The sequence below is a fragment of the Bradyrhizobium sp. genome (assembly GCF_049691595.1).
Taxonomy (GTDB): domain Bacteria; phylum Pseudomonadota; class Alphaproteobacteria; order Rhizobiales; family Xanthobacteraceae; genus Bradyrhizobium.
This window is the reverse complement of the sequence record NZ_JBAVNZ010000071.1, coordinates 12,970-30,298: the sequence shown is the minus strand read 5'-3', so window position 1 is coordinate 30,298 and position 17,329 is coordinate 12,970. Positions and strand designations below refer to the sequence as shown.

The window sequence follows — 17,329 nt, the reverse complement described above, 5'->3', positions numbered from 1 at the left end:
GGCTGGTGCGGCTCGCGGTTCCCATGACGTTCGGGGTGAGGGCGGTGGCGCCGCTGCTGCCGGAATTCCTCGCGCAATATCCGGACGTGTCGATCGATCTTCATCTGAGCGACGCCACGGTGGACCTGATCGGCGATGGCTTTGACGCGGGCTTGCGGATCGCGCGGCTGCCGGACTCTTCCCTGATCGCGCGGCGGCTGTGCGCGATGCCGCGCCATACGGTGGCGGCGCCATCCTATCTGAAGCGCCACGGCAGGCCGACGCATCCGATGCATCTCGCAGGGCACAAGTGCTTTGATTACGCCTATATGTCGACGCCCGGGGTCTGGCACTACCGCAATTCCGCCGGAGAGCAGGCGAGCGTGCGGCCGGCCGGCCAGTTGCGCGTCAACAATGGCGAGGCGCTGCTGCCGGCGGTGGTCGCGGGGCTCGGTATCGCCGATCTGCCGGACTTCATCGCCGGCGAGGCGATTGCCTCAGGCGAGGTCGAAGTGATCCTGAAGGGCTGGAAGCAGCCGGAAGGGGCGGTGCACCTGGTAACCCCGCCCGGCGGCCCGCGCCCCGCCCGCGTCGAGATGCTGGCGGAATTTCTCGCCAGGAGCTTTGCCAGGGGTAGGCGAGGAAAGTGATCCGCCGCTATCGGCAGCCGGGTCGTTTCGGTTAGGCTGCTCCGGCAAACCGGAAAAAAACCTTGCGGGGAGAAAACGTCCGATGAATCGCCGCGAACTCTTGAAAGCCGCCGCGGCGCTGCCGCTGGTCCAGACCGCGCTGTCGAATGCAGCCTTCGCGCAAACTCCCTATCCCGCGCGCAACATCAGCATGATCGTGCCGTTTCCGGCCGGCGGCCAGGCCGATCTCGCCGCGCGCCCGGTGGCGCTGGCGCTGGAGCGAATTCTCGGCCGGCCCGTGATCGTCGACAACCGCGCCGGCGGCGCCGGAGGCTCGATCGGCAATGCGGCGGCCGCGCGCGCCGAGCCGGACGGCTACACCTTGTTGATGACGCTGTCGTCGCTGGCGGTGCTGCCCGAAGCCGACCGGTTGTTCGACCGGCCCGTCGCCTATGAAGTTTCGCAATTCGCTCCCGTCGCGCGCGTGCTCGCCGATCCCACCCTGCTCGCGGTGCCAGCCTCGGCGCCGTGGAAGACGCTGCAGGATTTCGTCGACGACGCCAAAAAGCGTCCCGGCCAGATCCCCTATGGCTCGTCGGGTCCCTATGGGACGCTGCATGTTGCGATGGAGATGTTCGCGGCCTCTGCCGGCATCAAGCTCTTGCACGTGCCGTTCCGCGGCGCCGGTCCCGCGTTGACCGCGCTGCTCGGCGGCACCGTGCAGGCGCTGGCGTCGGCGCCGGGCACGCTGAAGGCGCAGGTCGATGACGGCAAGATGCGCGTGCTGGCGAACTGGGGCGCGGAGCGGATTGCGAGTTTTCCGGATCTGCCGACGTTTCGGGAGCTCGGCTACCGGGATGTCGAGTTCTACATCTGGGCCGGGCTGTTTGCGCAAAGCGCGCTGCCGGCGCCGATCCTGACGCGGCTGCGCGAAGCGATGGCGCAGGCGGTGAAGGCGCCGGAGGTGATCAAGACCTTCGAGACCGCGGGCAGTCCGGTCGCCTACATGGACGCGCCGGAATTTTCCAGATTCGTCGCCGAGGACAGCGCGCGCCTGATCGCGGCCGTGAAGAAGATCGGCAAGGTGGAGTAGGGAACCGGCCTCACATTTTGTTGTCCGGCGAGAACCTCCGCGGGCCTCATTCGTTTCGCAGGTTGGGAATCCGGTCAGCCGCGCGGACGCCGCGAAAAACGAGAAGGGACCCCCCGCATGCACCTGCAATGGATCGTGCTGAGGCTTGTGCTGTCGATTGGCGGTACCATCGCCGTTCAAAATCCCGCGGCCGCGGAAGAGTACCGCGGGACGACGGATCAGCAGATCGCCTGCACACCCGATGTGTTCCGGCTCTGCGGCGCGCAGATCCCCGACGTCAACCGGATCGTGGCGTGCCTGCGGCAGAACACCGAACAGCTCAGCGGGCCGTGCCGCGCGGTGTTCGAATCAAGTGTCAGCGCACAGCAGCCGGCGCCACCACGTGGCCGCGCGGTGCGGCCGAAGCCCTACGACGATGACCAGTAAGCCGCCTTTCAGGACCGGCCCTCGCAGACATCGATCCATTCCGCCGATACCAGTTCCGCCATTCGCGAAGGCGTGATCCGCACCGCGCTGTGGGTCGAGCCGGCCGCCGGCACGACGATGTCGAACGCCTGCAGCGATACGTCGCAGTAAACCGGCAGTGGTGTCTTCAGTCCGAACGGACAGACGCCGCCGACCTCGTGCCCGGTGATCTCGGCGACTTCGTCAACGCCGAGCATCTTTGGCTTGCCGCCGAACTGCGCCTTGACCTTCCTGTTGTCCATCCGCGAGGTGCCGCTGGCGACGATCAGCACCACCCGCTCGCCGATCCGCAGGCTCAGCGTTTTCGCGATCCGCGCCGGTTCGACGCCGTAGGCTTGCGCCGCGAGCGCCACCGTCGCCGAACTCACCGTCGATTCGATCACGGCGATATCAGGCGCCTTCGCGGCGAAGAAGGCGCGGACCGACTCAATGCTCATGCTTCAGGACCTTTGGGCGGCAACCAGCGGAGGCAGTTCGGACAGCGCGTGGATACGATAATCGGGTTCGAGCCCGAGTTCGTCCATCTGGGTGCGAATCGCCTTGAACATGGTGAGCGGCGGCACCAGGTCGCTGTCGACGCAGGCCTGCGCCATCGCTTGCGGCGTCACCCGCTCGATCCAGGCGACGTTTAGTCCGAACGCCTTGGCGCCGCAGGCATCCCAGGGATTTGAGGAGATGAACAGCACGTCCGGCGGCCGGACACCGAGGGTGGATTCAATCAACGCGTAGGCGTCCGGCGCGGGCTTGAAGATTTTCCTGGCATCGACACTGATGGTGGCGTCGAGCACGCGCTCGAGGCCGCTGTTGCGGACCAGCGCGCCCAGCATGTCCGGGCTGCCGTTGGAGAGAATGGCGAGCTTGCGGTCCTTCATCGCCGCGAGCGATACCATCGCATCGGGGTAGAGATCGAGATGCTGATATTTGTCGATGAGGCGCTCGAACGCTCCATCATCGTATCTCAGTCCGAGGCAGCGCAGCGTGTAGGCGAGCGAGTCGCGCGTCACGACCGAGAAATCCTCATAGCGCCGCATCAGCGAGCGCAGCCAGGTATATTCGAGCTGCTTGATGCGCCAGATCTGGGTGATGATCTCGCCGTAGCCGGGAAACGCCTGTTCGGTGACGGCGGCGACCGACTGGATGTCGTAGAGCGTGCCATAGGCATCGAACACCACGGCCTTGATGGTCATCGGGGAGTCCCCGGTTATGACGCCAACCGGGGCAGCAGATGCCTCGGCGGTTCGTGCGATATCTACAACAGGACGGCGCCGGCGACGCCGATGGTGGGTCAAATCCCGAGCAACCGCCGCGCGTTGGCCTTCATTACCTTTGGCCTGATTTCGTCGCGGATGTCGAGTTTTGCAAAGTCCGCCAGCCAGCGGTCCGGGGTGATCACCGGCCAGTCCGAGCCGAACAGCATCTTGTCCTGCAGGATGGAGTTGATGTAGCGCACGAGGATCGGCGGGAAATATTTCGGCGACCAGCCGGAGAGGTCGATATAGACGTTCGGCTTGTGGGTTGCGACCGACAGCGCCTCTTCCTGCCAGGGAAACGACGGGTGGGCGAGGATGATCCTGAGGTCCGGAAAATCCGCCGCCACATCGTCCATGTAGATCGGATTGGAATATTTCAGCCGCATTCCCATGCCGCCCGGCATGCCGCTTCCGACGCCGGTCTGGCCGGTGTGAAACAGCGCGATCGCGCCGCCGTCGTTGATCGCCTCGTAGAGCGGATAGGCCATGCGGTCGTTGGCGTAGAAGCCCTGCATGGTCGGATGGAACTTGAAGCCCCGGACGCCGTATTGCTCGATCAGCCGGCGCGCCTCGCGAACGCCGAGCTTGCCCTTGTGCGGATCGATGCTGACGAAGGGGATCAGCACGTCGAGGTGCTGGGATGCGACTTCCAGCATCTCGTCATTGCTGTAGCGGCGAAACCCGGTCTCGCGCTCGGCGTCGACCGGGAAGATGACGGCCGCGATGTTCCTGGCGCGGTAATAGGCCGCGGTTTCCGGCACGGTCGGCGGATGCTTGTGCGGCGACTTGAAATAGTCCGCCATCTGCGCCTGGAAATCGTCATAGCCGTCGTCGCCATGCATGCCGCAGGGCTCTTCCGCATGGGTGTGGATGTCGATCGCCACGACGTCTTCGATGTTGGGCAGCTTCAGTTTGGGCATCGCGTTTCCCCCGCGGCGGCTTGATGGTGCGGCCTGACAAATTGATTATACCATATAACAAATTTCGCAAGCCGGGGGCACGGGTTGGCGAGCTCGATGAGCGCGGATTCGAGGATTGATTTCGCGTGCCCCCTGTTCATGCGCTGATAGCGTTGCAGCATCTCTTCCCTGAGCGCTGGCAATTCCTCGCCGAGGTGCGCGAGCTGTCTCGACAGGTGAAAGGAATCAGCGCCACCCGCGTTGCCCAGCTCGCCCTCGCAGACCAGCGTCAGAAGGGTCTGGCCGGATTTCTCCGTGCCGACCTTGATGACCGCCTGTGCCCAATCATGCCGAGCCAGTAATCGCGGACCGCGGCGTGCGAGCGCCTGAAGGACATCGAGGGCGCTTTCATGCGGGCTCTTCGCAAGCGCCGACAACAGGCGATCCAACGAGCTTGGATAGCCGACTTGTCTTCCGCCACGGCCGGACCTGAAGTCGGACGCAGGCACTCCGGATTGGAACAGCGGTGACCCGCCCGGCCATTGGTTTGCATACCGTTAAAATTGCCTATTAGCACTTGTCTTATATCAGATTCTTCAAACTGGAATTTGGTTTGAAAATATGTTATATTGTCAAATATGGCTAGATCGAACGGCGGACTGTTAAACCGGCTTGGACGGGAGCTCCCCGAGGGCCTTCTGGTGGATGCCGCTTGGTTTAACGCGCGAGGTTATTCGCGGCAGCTCCTCAGTCATTATGTAAGCGCGGGTTGGCTCAAACAGCCGACGCGCGGTGTCTACTGCCGGCCGCGCGGACCACGTTGCTGGCAACAGGTCGTCGTCTCGCTTCAGGCAATGCTTCAGTACCCGGTGCTCGTCGGCGGCCGCACGGCACTCGAAGCACAAGGCTTTGCGCATTACCTCGTACAGAGCGTCAGCGAGGTTCATCTTTACGGTCCGAAAGCGCCGCCGCGCTGGCTCGACAAGCTCGGTCTCGGCGTGCGCTTTCTCCATCACAACGACCGCAAGCTTTTCAGTCACAGCCTGCCGCTCAGGGGCCTCACTCACCTTGAACGCAAAGACGGAGGTCAAGACGATCAGAGCCGAAACAAAGATTGGGTCGTTCAAGGCTGGGGTGAATGGGACTGGCCCCTGGCTCTCTCGACGCCGGAGCGCGCGATCCTCGAACTGCTCGACGAACTGCCGAAGCGCGAGAGCTTCCATCAGGCCGATATGCTGATGCAGGGCCTTTCCAATCTCAGCCCGCGTCGCTTGCAGAAGCTTCTCGCCGAATGTCGCAGCGTCAAGGTAAAGCGGTTGTTCTTTTATTTTGCCGACCGGCACGCGCATGCCTGGCTGAAGCGGCTTGACCGCAAGGCCATTGACCTTGGAGAAGGCAAGCGCATGCTTGTGAGAGGCGGCAAACTCGACAAGACCTATCAGATCACCGTTCCCGGAGACCTCGATGCCGTTCAGTGAAAGCTACCGCAAGCAGGTGGCTCTCCTCATCCGCGTTATCCCGATTGTCGCCGAAGAGACGTGCTTCGCGCTCAAGGGCGGCACGGCCATCAATCTCTTTATCCGCGACATACCGCGTTTGTCCGTCGATATCGATCTTACTTATCTTCCGGTGCGGCCCTATCCAGAATCGCTCGCGGCTATCGACGCTGCGATGGGACGCATAGCAACGCGAGTAAAGGCAAAGATCGCTAAATCAACCGTAGCGGAAGGGCAGCAGGGCTCCCGCACGCATCTCCTGGTCCGGGCCGATGGCGCAACGACAAAGATCGACGTCACGCCAGTGTTGCGAGGGACCATTTATGAAGCCGAGACAAAAAGCGTGACCGAAAAAGTAGAACAAGAGTTTGGCTTCGCCGAGATTCCGATTCTGTCTTTCGCCGACCTCTATGCGGGGAAGATCGTCGCTGCGCTTGACCGCCAACACCCGCGGGACTTTTTCGATACCCGTGATCTTTATGAAAACGAAGGCATCGATGATGCCTTGCGCAGTGCCTTCATCGTCTATCTGGAAAGTCACAATCGACCCGTGCATGAGCTCTTGACTGCGCATCGCAAGGACATGACTTTGGATTATAAGCGCGGCTTCGTCGGCATGACCGACGAAACCGTGACCCTCGACGAACTGCTCGAAGAGCGGGAGATCCTGATCTCGGACATCGTCGGCAATATGCCGGACGATCATAAGAAGTTTCTCTTGTCCTTCGAGCGCGGCGAGCCGGATTGGAAGTTTATCGGCCTTCCCGGAGCTGCGGATTTGCCCGCCATAAAGTGGCGCCAGGACAATCTCAACAAGCTCAATAAGGAACAGCGCGCCGACCTTGTCGTCGCTCTTGAGAAGGTGCTCTCCGGTTAGTCCATCCGAGAATCAAGCGGCAAGAGGGCCGCCTAAGAAGGCTGCGTTGATTATGGACATAGCCGATCTGCACGTTCCGCTCGCAGGTTCTCAACCGGGCGAAAACCCCAGATCGCTCAAGGCATCCATGCCAGCCACCGCCTGCTACTTTGCATGGGGTTGTTTTCGATATTTTAGTTGGGCGAGAACCGCGCCGGAAGCGGCGACTTGACGCCTCACTCGTGAGGGACGCCGGTCGACCCGCGCGTGATCAATCTGCTCCCTGCGGACCGTCCCTTGAGGTGGGCATTGGGCGCCACCACGTCGGTGGCGAGACCAAGCCGGGCCATGAACCGGATGGTGAGCCAGGTGTTGTCCATTTCCCACCAGCGATGACCATGGCGCGCCGAACGCGGATCGGCATGGTGGTTGTTGTGCCAGCCCTCGCCATTGGAAATCAGGCCGACGATGATGTTGTTCCGGCTGTCCTCGTCGGTTGCATAGTTCCGGTAACCCCACAGATGGGTCACCGAATTGACCGCCCAGGTGATATGCCAGACCAGGACGGTGCGGACGAACACGCCGAACATCAGGATGCCAAGCCCGGTCTCGGCCGCCTCCGCCGGCGTTTCGCCTGCGAGCCACGCCGCGGCGAATCCGGCGGCAAAGAACAGCGGCATCTGGCCGAGATTGATCCAGACCAGCCAATGATGGCGCTCGAGCGCGCGGTAAAAGGGGTCGCGCAAAATGTCCTTGGCGTAGCGTTGGTAGATTCCGAGCCGCGACAGTTCCGGCTGATGGACCAGGATCCATCCAATGTGGCTCCAGAAGAAACTGGCCAGGGGGCTGTGCGGGTCCGGCTGCTGGTCGGCGAACTGATGATGCCGGCGATGGACCGAGACCCAGCGCGCCGGTGTTTCCTGCAGGCACGACATCGCAATGATCACCATGGCGTGCTCCAGCCATTTCGGACATTTCAGGCCGCGGTGTGTCAGAAGCCGATGGTAGCAAAGGTTGATACCGAACAGCCCGCAGAGATGCGTGCCAAGCATCGCCATGATGAGGCCGCTCCAGCTGAAATAGCCGGGCATGAAGGCCAGCAGCGCGGCGCCGTGATAGCTGCCAATCGCGATGATGTTTGGCCAGTTGAGCTGAAACGGCTGAACGCCGGCGGGAAGCATCAGCCGCGCTGGCGCGGGCGCGGAAGCAGCGCAATCCGCGGCCGGCATCACCGCAGCCTCGACAGTTGGCAATTTGACGATCATCATGACGAGGTCGGGACCTGATCTTTTGCGCCCGGAATGGCTCGGCCGAATTGACTGATTCGCACCATAGGGCCAGCCGAGCAATTACTACAAGCCCTTGACCAAGTTTGTTTATTTTGAACGGATCGGCTGGGTGCGGGTCCATTCCGGCTGCCGCTGCCGCGTCCTGTTCTGATTGACATGCGGCCATGCCTTGGCTTAGAACCCGCCCCGTCCCGGGCGGCGTGGCCGCTGGCGGGATTAATCCCGTTTTGCCACTTTCGGCCTGTCCAGCACGGCCTTTCAACGCACCAGGATTGTCCCATGAAGGTCCGTAACTCGCTGAAATCGCTGCGCGGCCGCCACCGCAACAACCGTCTGGTCCGCCGCAAGGGCCGGGTTTACGTGATCAACAAGGTGCAGCGCCGCTTCAAGGCCCGCCAAGGTTGATCCCTAAAGGCTGATCTCGGGACCCGGCTCCGGTTCCGCCACTGGCGCAGCAAACCTCGCTTCACAGGTGTTTGACGACACGCTGCTTTGCAGCGCGGTTTTGTGCGTCTAGACTCCAATAATGGCATCGAGATTCCTTCGGCTGACGAAACGCCTTGCAACCCTCGCCACCGTGATGATGGCCGTGGCGCCGGTCGCGGCGTATGCCGAGAGCGATCCCAGGGTCGTCCCGCCGCCCAAGTCGCAGAAGAAACTGCCGGAAGCCCCGAGCAAGCTGCCGAAGGTCGGCGCCGATCGCACGCGCGGTCTTGATTTCCTGTTCGGCGCGCTGAAGGCGGCTCCCGATGAAGCCAGCGCCAGGCATGTCGAGGCGCGAATCTGGGCGCAGTGGCTGCAGACCCCGAGCGATACCGCCGCGCTGCTGATGACGCGCGCCAAGACGGCGGTGGATGCGCAGCAGACCGATGTCGCGCTGAAACTGCTCGATGCCGTAGTCAAGCTGCGTCCCGATTACATCGAGGGCTGGAACCGGCGCGCGACGCTTTACTACCTGAAGAACGACTACGCCCATTCGATCGAAGACATCCAGCAGGTCTTGATCCGCGAACCCCGTCATTTCGGCGCGCTGGCGGGGCTCGGCATGATCATGCAGGACATCGGCGACGACAAGCGCGCGCTGGAAGCGTTCCGCAAGGCGCTCGCGGTCAACCCGCACCTCGAGAAGGTGCCGGAACTGGTCAAGACGCTCAGCGAAAAGGTCGAAGGCCGCGATATCTGACCCGAATCCGGCTTGCTGCGATTAACCACGGTTGCTGACGACCGATTGTGGCCGGGAAGGTTTCCCGCTACGCGCTGTGAACCGCATTGAATGGCGCGGAGGTACCAAGCCGTGAAATCATGGCTGCTCGCTGCTGCGATGGTGGTCGCGACCGGATCGTTCGGTTGGGCGGACGGACTCTATTGGGTGGTCGGCAATCGCGCGACCAACAGTTGCGACATCGTCACCCGCAATCCGGTTATTGTCGGCGATATCTGGTTCGCAGACGGACCCTACAAATCACGCGACGACGCCAGGCTGGCCCGTTCGTCCATCCGCGTCTGCCCGAAGGACGACAGTGCCGCCGAGTGACGGCGGCGGCTCGCGGCGCTCTCGCAGAAGCCTCCCGGTTCGCCCGGAAGGCGTCACAGCAAAAGCTAATGCAGGAATTTGATGTCGGCCAATCCATCGACGGCCGCCGCTGCATGGAATTGCGCCAGCTCGGCCTCCAGCTGCTCGTTGACCAGCAGCAACGCCTTCAGCGCACCGCGCAGATCGCCATCGCAGGTCGCCACGATCCGGTCGATGGCCGCCTCGCTTGGGTCTGAATTCATTGCAAATCCTCCGGTTATTTCCCTCGAACCCCATGGTGCCGATTTCTGTTTCAGTGGATTACGTGGACAGGCCGGGCAGGTTCCGCGTCGGTCAACCACCCGGGTCTGATGGCGAAAATGCAGCCGAAGTGTATAAAATTGCCGATGACGCTGGTATGAACCCGCTATCCACAGGCTTGGCGCGCTGTGGAAAACTTTCTCAGCCACGGTGTTGTCAAGCGAAAACCTGCTCCGCACCGGGATCGCGGGTGGGTATCGGTTCGCATGACGAAAACGCGCCAAAGGAACCCACCGCGAAACCCGCGCCTCCCGGGAACGTAGCTCGCGGGTGCAAAGGATCATCCGGACATTTTCGATGCTGATAGCAAGTGTCGCGGCAGGGCTTGCGTTGCTGGCGCTGGTGACGCAGGCCGGCGTCGTGCTGGTGCAGCGCGCCTATCCCGCGCCGGGCAGGCTGGTCGAGGTTGCCGGCGCCGTGCTCCACGTCGTCGATACCGGTCCGCGCGACGCCGCGGGACCGCCGATCGTGATGCTGCATGGCGCGAGCGCAAACCTGGAAGTGATGCGGCAACCCGTCGGCGAACGGCTCGCCAAAAATCACCGCGTGATCCTGATCGATCGTCCCGGACATGGCTGGAGCACGCGCGCCGATCTCGAAGACTCCACGCCCGCGATCCAGGGCCGGATGATCGAGCAGGCGCTGGCCAGGCTCGGCGTCGGCAAGGCGATCATCGTGGCCCATTCCTGGGCCGGCGCGCTGGGCGCGCGGATGGCGCTGGATTATCCGCACCGTGTCGCGGGTCTGGTGATGCTGGCGCCGGTGGCCTATCCGTGGCCGGGCGGCGTTGGCCGGTACAACCAGATCGTCACCACGCCCGTGATCGGCCCGTTGCTTGCCTACACGATCACGCTGCCGCTCGGCTATTTGCTGGCCGGGCCGGGCGCCCGCGGCGTGTTCCTGCCGCAAGCGATGCCGGATGGTTTTGTCAGGAATACTGCGACGCCGTTGTTGCTGCGTCCGCGCGAATTCCTCGCCAATGCCTGGGACCTCGTGACCTTGAAGGCCGCGGTCGCCGAGCAGGCGCCGCGCTACGCCGAGCTCAAGGCGCCGATCACGATCATGTCGGGCGACGTCGACAAAACGGTTTCAACCAACATCCATTCGCGGCCGCTCGCGGCCGCCGCGCCGAATGCGAAACTGATCGTGCTGCCCGGGGTCGGTCACATGGTGCAGAACGCCGTGCCGGATCGCGTGATCGCCGAGATCGAGGCGATGATAGGCCAGATGGCGCCAGGAACCGCGGCCGCGCCGCCTCCTGCAAGGACGGCAGCGGATCGCGATCGCGCAAACTGACCCGGACGTCGCGAGACCTGCTCTCGTCGTGGATTTACTTCATCTTCCAGTTCTTGTCGTATTGCGGGATGAACACAAGGGATCGGCGATCGGCGAAATGACACGACGATAAGACGTCCCAGGTCGGGTCATGCCGGAGGTGAAGCAAAATGACCGTGAGAATTGCCGACGTCAAAGCCCATGTCCTCGAAGCCCGGCTTTCGCAACCGTTCGGCTGGTCGTTCAATCGCACGGAGGTGCGGACGGGGTGTCTTGTCGAAATCACGACCGAAAGCGGCGACACCGGATGGGGCGAATGCTTCGGACCGGCGCAACTCAACGCCGCCGTTGTCAACGCCTTCCGGCCGCATTTGATCGGGGAGCCCGCACTCGCCACCGATCTGATCTGGCAAAAGCTCTATGGGCTGTTCCGCGATCAGGGCCAGAAGGGGCTGGTCGTCACCGCGCTGAGCGGCGTCGACATCGCGCTTTGGGACCTCAAGGGCAAATGGTTCGAAGCGCCGGTCTGGCAGCTGATGGGCGGGCCGCTGCGGCGTCAGGTCTCGGCCTATGCGACCGGCACCTACCGGCTCGATAGCGGCGATCCGCTCGACTATGTCGTCCGCGAGGTCGAGGGCTACGTCAAGCAGGGCTTCAGTGCGGTGAAACTCAAGATCGGTTTTGGCGTCGAAGATGATGCCGTGCTGATCAAGGCCGTGCGCGAAGCCATCGGTCCGCATGTCGGGTTGATGCTCGACGCCAATCACGGCTTCGATGCCGTGGAGGCGATTCGCCTCGGCAATCATGTCGCCAACCTGAATATCGGCTGGTTCGAGGAGCCTGTCGTTCCCGATGATCTCGGCAGCTATTGCGAGGTGCGCCGCGGCCAGCCGATACCCGTGGCGGGCGGCGAGTGCGAATTCACGCGCTGGGGCTTTCGCGAGGTGCTGACGCGCCGGGCGATGGATATCATTCAGCCCGATACCTGCGCAGCCGGCGGCCTTACCGAGTGCAAAAAGATTGCCGATATGGCCGCGGCGTTCGGCATTCGTTACGTGCCGCATGTATGGGGGACCGGCATCGGGCTGGCCGCGGCCCTCAACCTGCTGGCGGTGTTACCCCATAATCCGCCGCGCCTCAGCCCCCTGGAACCCTTGCTCGAGTTCGATCGCTCCGAGCATCCGTTCCGTCAAGCCGTGCTGTCGAGGCCGATCGAGCATGCCGACGGCATGGTGGCGGTTCCGGATGGGCCGGGCCTTGGCATAACGATCAATCGCGCCGCGATCGATCGTTTCAAGGTTTCAGGCCGGGAGAACATCGCTTAACGCATGATCCGGAAAAAGTGGGGACCGGTTACTCGAAAAGCATGCCCTCGGGCTCGATCCGAGGGATCATGCACAAACAAAAAGACAGGGCGGGATGACGAATCAAAAGAAATTAAGTCATTCCGCTTCAGCTCCATCTGCATGAAGACGTTACTTCGTCTTTCCGTCCTTGTCGTATTGCGCGATGAACGCCCAGAGATCGTTGGCCTCGTTCTCGTTCTTGATGCCGGCGAACGCCATCTTGGTGTTGGGAATTTTGGCTTTCGGATCCTTGATGTAGTCGAGGAATTGATCCTTGTTCCAGGTGATGCCGGAGTTCTTGTTGGCATCGGAATAGTTGTAGTCCGACGCCGCGCCGGACTTGCGGCCATCGAGCCCGTTGAGCTGCGGGCCGACCTTGTTCTTGGCGCCATCGCCGATCGCGTGACAGGCCAGGCATTTGTTGAACGAGGTTTTGCCGGCGGCGGCATCCTGCGCCAGCGCGCCCGATGCCGCGGCCGTTGCGGTGATGACAACCAGCGCGCGTAAGCTCGATTTTTTCATTGAATGCTCTTCATTTTTCAAGGATGCCCCTGCCGCTGCTTGTGGCATGGCGTGCGCGGGGTCGACAAGCCACTTGATGACAAAAGCTTGCATGACCACACCGGCTTTTTTAACCGGCAGATCGCATCTCCGGCATGTCCATGTTGCCGGAACGGTCTACCCAAGAGAGCCCAGACGTGCTTGATTTGCCGTGATAAATTGGGTGGGGCGCGGAGGATCTCGATGGCCATCATGATGCCGGCTCCGGATCAGGCGGTGCTCGGCCGCCGCGACGCCATTGTGGCCGCGCTGCGCGCCATCGTGCCGGGCGAGGGCGTGATCGATACGCCTGCCGAAATGCTGCCCTATGAGTCCGATGGCCTGATGGCGTACCGCCAGCCGCCGATGGTGGTGGTGCTGCCTGACACGTCAGCGCAGGTCTCAAGAGTGCTGAAATACTGCTTCGAGCAGGGCATCAAGGTGGTGCCGCGGGGTTCGGGAACCTCGCTGTCCGGCGGCGCGCTGCCGCTCGCCGATGGCGTGCTGCTCGGTCTCGGCAAGTTCAAACGCATCCGCGAGATCGATTTCGACAACCGCGTGGTGGTGACCGAGCCCGGCGTCACCAATCTCGCCATCAGTCAGGCGGTGGCGCATGCCGGCTTCTATTATGCGCCCGATCCATCATCGCAGATCGCCTGCTCGATCGGCGGCAATGTCGCGGAAAATTCCGGCGGCGTGCACTGCCTGAAATACGGCATGACCACCAACAACGTGCTCGGCTGCGAAATCGTGCTGATGACCGGCGAGGTGCTGCGGATCGGCGGCAAATCGGCGGAGAATAGCGGCTACGATCTGATGGGAATCATCACGGGGTCGGAAGGCCTGCTCGGCGTCATCACCGAGATCACGGTGCGAATCCTGCAGAAGCCGGAGACGGCGAGGGCGTTGATGGTCGGCTTCGCCGAAGTCGAGGCCGCCGGCCAATGCGTTGCTGAAATCATCGGCGCCGGTATCATCCCCGGCGGCATGGAGATGATGGACAAGCCCGCGATCCACGCCGCCGAGGCCTTCGTCCATGCCGGTTATCCGCTCGATGTCGAGGCGCTCCTGATCATCGAGCTCGATGGCCCCGCCGTGGAGGTCGATGAGCTGATCCGGCGGGTCGAGGCGATCGCGCAACGATGCGGCTCGACCACCTGCCGGATTTCCAGCTCGGAGACCGAGCGCAATCTGTTCTGGGCCGGGCGCAAGGCGGCGTTTCCGGCGGTCGGGCGAATCTCACCGGATTACCTCTGCATGGACGGCACCATTCCGCGCGGCGCGCTTCCGAAGGCGCTGGCGCGCATCCGCGACCTGTCGGCGAAATACGATCTCCGCGTCGCCAACGTGTTTCACGCCGGCGACGGCAATCTGCATCCCCTGATCCTGTATGACGCCAACAAGCCCGGCGAGATGGAGCGGGCGGAGGCCTTTGGCGCCGACATCCTGCGCGCTTGCGTCGAACTCGGCGGCGTGCTGACCGGCGAGCACGGCGTCGGCATCGAGAAGCGCGACCTGATGGGCGAAATGTTCAGCGAGATCGATCTGAACCAGCAGCAGCGGCTGAAATGCGCCTTCGATTCCCAGGGCCTGCTCAATCCCGGCAAGGTGTTTCCGACCCTGCACCGCTGCGCCGAGCTCGGCCGCGTGCATGTGCATGGCGGCAAGCTGGCGTTTCCCGACCTCCCGCGATTCTAAGCAGGCGCCCGTGGACACCCTGAAAGTACGTGACGCCCAGGATGTCGAGCAGGTGGTGCGCGCGGCGATCGCCAGCGAGCAGCCGCTCGAAATCATCGGCCATGGCTCCAAGCGGCAGATCGGCCAGCCGATGGCGACCAATGCGCTGCTCGATCTGTCGGACCTCAACGCGGTCACGGCATATGAGCCGAACGAGCTGGTCATCACGGTGCAGGCCGGCGCGCCGCTTGCCGACGTGCAGTCGCTGATCGATTCCAGGAACCAGCAATTCGCGTTCGAGCCGGTCGACACCTCCGTGCTGCTGGGGACGCCGGCGTTCGGCACCATCGGCGGCATGATCGGGGCTGGCCTCGCCGGGCCGCGCCGCATCAAGGCCGGTGGCGCCCGCGACCATCTGCTCGGCGCGCATGCGGTGTCCGGCTTCGGCGACAGTTTCAAGACCGGCGGGCGGGTGGTGAAAAACGTCACCGGCTACGATCTCTGCAAATTGCTGGCGGGGTCCTGGGGCACGCTCGCGGTGATGACCGAAGTGACCTTGAAGGTGATGCCGAAGCCGGAAAGCGAACGCACGCTGGTGCTGCGTGGACTGGATGAGGTCACCGCCAACCGGGCGATGACGGCGGCACTCGGCTCGCCGTTCGACGTTTCCGGCGCGGCGCATCTGCCGAATTCGGCGCTTCGGCCCGCGGCCGGCGCGTTGGCGGGCCTCGGCGCGCCGGGGCAGGCGGCGACCCTGCTGCGGCTGGAAGGCATCGCCGCTTCCGCCGCGCACCGGGCGGCTTCGCTCGGCAAGGTTCTGCAGTCATACGGTTCGGTTGAAATCCTGGAAGACGCCACTTCGCTGGCGATCTGGGGCGCGCTGCGCGACGTCCAGCCGTTCGCGGCCGGCGGCGCGCTGGGCGCCTGGCCGGTGTGGCGGATCGTTTGTCCGCCCGCCTCGGGCGGCGCGCTCGGCCAGGCGCTGTCGCGGGACAGCGGCGGCGAGGTGATCTACGATTGGGGCGGCGGGCTGATCTGGGCGGCGCTGCCGCCAAAGCCGGATGCGCAGGCGGCACTGGTGCGCCAGCGCGTCGATGCCGCAGGCGGCCATGCCACCCTGATTCGTGCTTCCGAGCCGGTCCGGCGCATCGTCGATGTGTTCCATCCGCAAGCTGGCGGGCTTGCCGCGCTCGGCGAGCGCGTTCGCCAGGGTTTTGACCCCAAGAACATCCTCAACCGCGGCCGGCTGAAACGGGGGGACGCGGCATGAAAACCGAATTCTCACTCGCGCAGCTCGCCGATCCCGATATCGCGGAAGCCGACAAGATTCTGCGCGCCTGCGTGCATTGCGGCTTTTGCACGGCGACCTGTCCGACCTATGTGCTGCTCGGCGACGAGCTCGATAGCCCGCGCGGCCGCATCTATTTGATCAAGGAGATGCTGGAAAAGGACCGCCCGCCGACGCCGGAAGTGGTCAAGCACATCGACCGCTGCCTCTCCTGCCTCGCCTGCATGACTACCTGTCCCTCGGGCGTGAACTATATGCATCTGGTCGATCAGGCCCGGGTCAGGATCGAAAGGGACTTTTCCAGGCCGCTGCCGGAACGGATGTTGCGCGCGGTGCTGGCCTTTGTGCTGCCGCGGCCGAAACTGTTTCGGGCCAGCATGATCATGGCGCGGCTGGGACGGCCGTTCGCAGCCCTGCTGCCGTCGCCCGGGGCGGGATCGGTCTCGCCGACCTTGTTGCGGCGAATCAAGGCGATGCTGGCGCTGGCGCCGCGCAGCCTGCCGGCCCCGGGACCGGCGGGTGGAAGCGTTTTCCCGGCGGTCGGCGAGCGGCGGGGGCGGGTCGCGCTGCTGCAAGGTTGCGCCCAGCAGGTGCTGGCGCCCCGCATCAATCAGGCTGCCATCAATCTGTTGACGCGTCACGGCATCGAGGTGGTGCTGGTCGGGGACGAGCAATGCTGCGGCGCGCTGACCCATCACCTCGGGCATGACGGCGACGCGCTGGCGCGCGCCCGCGCCAACATCGCCGTGTGGCAAAGGGAAGCTGAACAAAATGGCCTCGACGCCATCCTGGTCACGGCATCGGGCTGCGGCAGCGTGATCAAGGACTACGGTTTCATGCTGCGCCAGGACCGCGATTTCGCCGGTCCCGCCGCGCGAATCGCCGCGCTGGCGAAGGACATCACGGAGTATCTTGCCGGCATAAAACTGCAGCCGACCGGTCAGCGGGGCGAGGTCACGATCGCCTATCACTCGGCTTGTTCGCTGCAGCACGGACAGAAAATCACAGCTGTTCCGAAAGAATTGCTTTCCAAGAATGGATTCGTGGTGAAAGATGTGCCCGAGAGCCATTTGTGTTGCGGTTCGGCGGGGACCTACAACATCCTTCAGCCCGACATTGCGAGCAGATTGCGCGACCGAAAGGTCGCCAATATTGCGACAGTCAAGCCGGACATGATCGCTGCGGGCAATATTGGATGCATGGTTCAGATTGCCGGTGGTACGTCAGTTCCTGTGGTGCACACGATTGAGCTTCTCGATTGGGCGACAGGAGGTCCAAAGCCTGGATTGAGAGGCCCAGGATTGAATTGATCGATCGGCCTCTCGAGCATGATCCGGAAAAGTGGTTACCGGTTTTCCGAAAAGATCATGCTCGGACGATAGATGGAGCGGGAAGACGCTTCGAAGAAGCGTC

Annotated in this window: 20 protein-coding genes; 13 read left to right on the top strand and 7 right to left on the bottom strand. The window is 63.3% G+C overall.

Features of this window, described 5'->3' with window-relative positions; genetic code table 11:
- From WCE35_RS03485 to WCE35_RS03475, 3 genes are all read left to right on the top strand, one after another.
- The coding region (locus WCE35_RS03485; protein ID WP_424591948.1) for a substrate binding domain-containing protein at positions 1-629 on the top strand (629 nt) is incomplete at its 5' end.
- Positions 630-711: 82 nt separating this feature from the next.
- Entirely contained in the window at positions 712-1,701 is a 990-nt protein-coding gene (locus WCE35_RS03480) for a tripartite tricarboxylate transporter substrate binding protein (RefSeq protein WP_424591947.1), read from the top strand.
- 117 nt (positions 1,702-1,818) lie between these two features.
- Positions 1,819-2,127, top strand: coding sequence for a hypothetical protein (locus WCE35_RS03475; RefSeq protein ID WP_424591946.1), 309 nt, complete (start codon positions 1,819-1,821; stop codon positions 2,125-2,127).
- 8 nt (positions 2,128-2,135) lie between these two features.
- Here WCE35_RS03475 and WCE35_RS03470 read toward each other — a convergent pair whose 3' ends face one another.
- The 4 genes from WCE35_RS03470 to WCE35_RS03455 form a co-directional block, all read right to left on the bottom strand.
- A complete protein-coding gene (locus tag WCE35_RS03470) occupies positions 2,136-2,603 on the bottom strand; it encodes a YbaK/EbsC family protein (protein WP_424591945.1) in 468 nt (155 codons plus the stop codon).
- A gap of 3 nt (positions 2,604-2,606) precedes the next feature.
- Positions 2,607-3,353 carry a haloacid dehalogenase type II gene (locus WCE35_RS03465; RefSeq protein ID WP_424591944.1) on the bottom strand — a complete coding sequence of 249 codons (747 nt, stop codon included), beginning with the start codon at positions 3,351-3,353 and terminating at the stop codon, positions 2,607-2,609.
- Between the two features lie 98 nt (positions 3,354-3,451).
- A complete protein-coding gene (locus tag WCE35_RS03460) occupies positions 3,452-4,336 on the bottom strand; it encodes an amidohydrolase family protein (protein WP_424591943.1) in 885 nt (294 codons plus the stop codon).
- Complete coding sequence (locus WCE35_RS03455) at positions 4,324-4,764, bottom strand: hypothetical protein (RefSeq protein ID WP_424591942.1); 441 nt, start codon at positions 4,762-4,764, stop codon at positions 4,324-4,326. The genes WCE35_RS03460 and WCE35_RS03455 overlap by 13 nt, the downstream gene beginning before the upstream one ends.
- Before the next feature lie 189 nt (positions 4,765-4,953).
- On the opposite strand from WCE35_RS03455, the gene WCE35_RS03450 reads away from it, so the two are divergent.
- Positions 4,954-5,793: a type IV toxin-antitoxin system AbiEi family antitoxin domain-containing protein gene (locus WCE35_RS03450; protein ID WP_424591941.1), complete on the top strand. Its 840-nt coding sequence runs from the start codon at positions 4,954-4,956 to the stop codon at positions 5,791-5,793.
- Complete coding sequence (locus tag WCE35_RS03445) at positions 5,780-6,688, top strand: nucleotidyl transferase AbiEii/AbiGii toxin family protein (protein WP_424591940.1); 909 nt, start codon at positions 5,780-5,782, stop codon at positions 6,686-6,688. The genes WCE35_RS03450 and WCE35_RS03445 overlap by 14 nt, the downstream gene beginning before the upstream one ends.
- Positions 6,689-6,903: 215 nt before the next feature.
- On the opposite strand, the gene WCE35_RS03440 is transcribed toward WCE35_RS03445, so the two are convergent.
- Positions 6,904-7,935, bottom strand: coding sequence for an acyl-CoA desaturase (locus WCE35_RS03440; protein WP_424591939.1), 1,032 nt, complete (start codon positions 7,933-7,935; stop codon positions 6,904-6,906).
- A gap of 300 nt (positions 7,936-8,235) precedes the next feature.
- On the opposite strand from WCE35_RS03440, the gene ykgO reads away from it, so the two are divergent.
- The 3 genes from ykgO to WCE35_RS03425 all read left to right on the top strand — a co-directional run bounded on the left by ykgO (position 8,236) and on the right by WCE35_RS03425 (position 9,490).
- On the top strand, positions 8,236-8,361 hold the full coding sequence (gene ykgO, locus WCE35_RS03435) for a type B 50S ribosomal protein L36 (RefSeq protein WP_002718645.1): 126 nt from the start codon (positions 8,236-8,238) through the stop codon (positions 8,359-8,361).
- A 121-nt stretch (positions 8,362-8,482) separates the two neighbouring features.
- A complete protein-coding gene (locus WCE35_RS03430) occupies positions 8,483-9,139 on the top strand; it encodes a hypothetical protein (protein WP_424591938.1) in 657 nt (218 codons plus the stop codon).
- A 111-nt stretch (positions 9,140-9,250) separates the two neighbouring features.
- The gene (locus tag WCE35_RS03425) at positions 9,251-9,490 is read left to right on the top strand and encodes a hypothetical protein (protein ID WP_424591937.1); all 240 of its coding nucleotides are present in this window, start codon (positions 9,251-9,253) and stop codon (positions 9,488-9,490) included.
- A gap of 65 nt (positions 9,491-9,555) precedes the next feature.
- On the opposite strand, the gene WCE35_RS03420 is transcribed toward WCE35_RS03425, so the two are convergent.
- A complete protein-coding gene (locus tag WCE35_RS03420; RefSeq protein WP_424591936.1) occupies positions 9,556-9,732 on the bottom strand; it encodes a hypothetical protein in 177 nt (58 codons plus the stop codon).
- A gap of 355 nt (positions 9,733-10,087) precedes the next feature.
- Here WCE35_RS03420 and WCE35_RS03415 point away from each other — a divergent pair, with 355 nt between their 5' ends.
- Together WCE35_RS03415 and WCE35_RS03410 are read left to right on the top strand one after the other, a co-directional pair.
- Complete coding sequence (locus WCE35_RS03415; protein WP_424591935.1) at positions 10,088-11,086, top strand: alpha/beta fold hydrolase; 999 nt, start codon at positions 10,088-10,090, stop codon at positions 11,084-11,086.
- A gap of 149 nt (positions 11,087-11,235) precedes the next feature.
- Complete coding sequence (locus WCE35_RS03410) at positions 11,236-12,390, top strand: mandelate racemase/muconate lactonizing enzyme family protein (protein ID WP_424591934.1); 1,155 nt, start codon at positions 11,236-11,238, stop codon at positions 12,388-12,390.
- Positions 12,391-12,540: 150 nt separating this feature from the next.
- On the opposite strand, the gene WCE35_RS03405 is transcribed toward WCE35_RS03410, so the two are convergent.
- Positions 12,541-12,933 carry a c-type cytochrome gene (locus WCE35_RS03405; protein ID WP_424591933.1) on the bottom strand — a complete coding sequence of 131 codons (393 nt, stop codon included), beginning with the start codon at positions 12,931-12,933 and terminating at the stop codon, positions 12,541-12,543.
- Positions 12,934-13,155: 222 nt separating this feature from the next.
- Here WCE35_RS03405 and WCE35_RS03400 point away from each other — a divergent pair, with 222 nt between their 5' ends.
- The 3 genes from WCE35_RS03400 to glcF are packed head-to-tail and all read left to right on the top strand — an operon-like array spanning position 13,156 to position 17,226.
- Positions 13,156-14,649 carry an FAD-linked oxidase C-terminal domain-containing protein gene (locus tag WCE35_RS03400; RefSeq protein ID WP_424591932.1) on the top strand — a complete coding sequence of 498 codons (1,494 nt, stop codon included), beginning with the start codon at positions 13,156-13,158 and terminating at the stop codon, positions 14,647-14,649.
- A 10-nt stretch (positions 14,650-14,659) separates the two neighbouring features.
- Positions 14,660-15,898, top strand: a complete 1,239-nt coding sequence (locus WCE35_RS03395) for an FAD-binding protein (RefSeq protein WP_424591931.1) — start codon at positions 14,660-14,662, stop codon at positions 15,896-15,898.
- Positions 15,895-17,226, top strand: a complete 1,332-nt coding sequence (gene glcF / locus WCE35_RS03390; protein ID WP_424591930.1) for a glycolate oxidase subunit GlcF — start codon at positions 15,895-15,897, stop codon at positions 17,224-17,226. Before WCE35_RS03395 ends, glcF begins: the two co-directional genes overlap by 4 nt.
- The last annotated feature ends 103 nt before the right edge of the window (positions 17,227-17,329 follow it).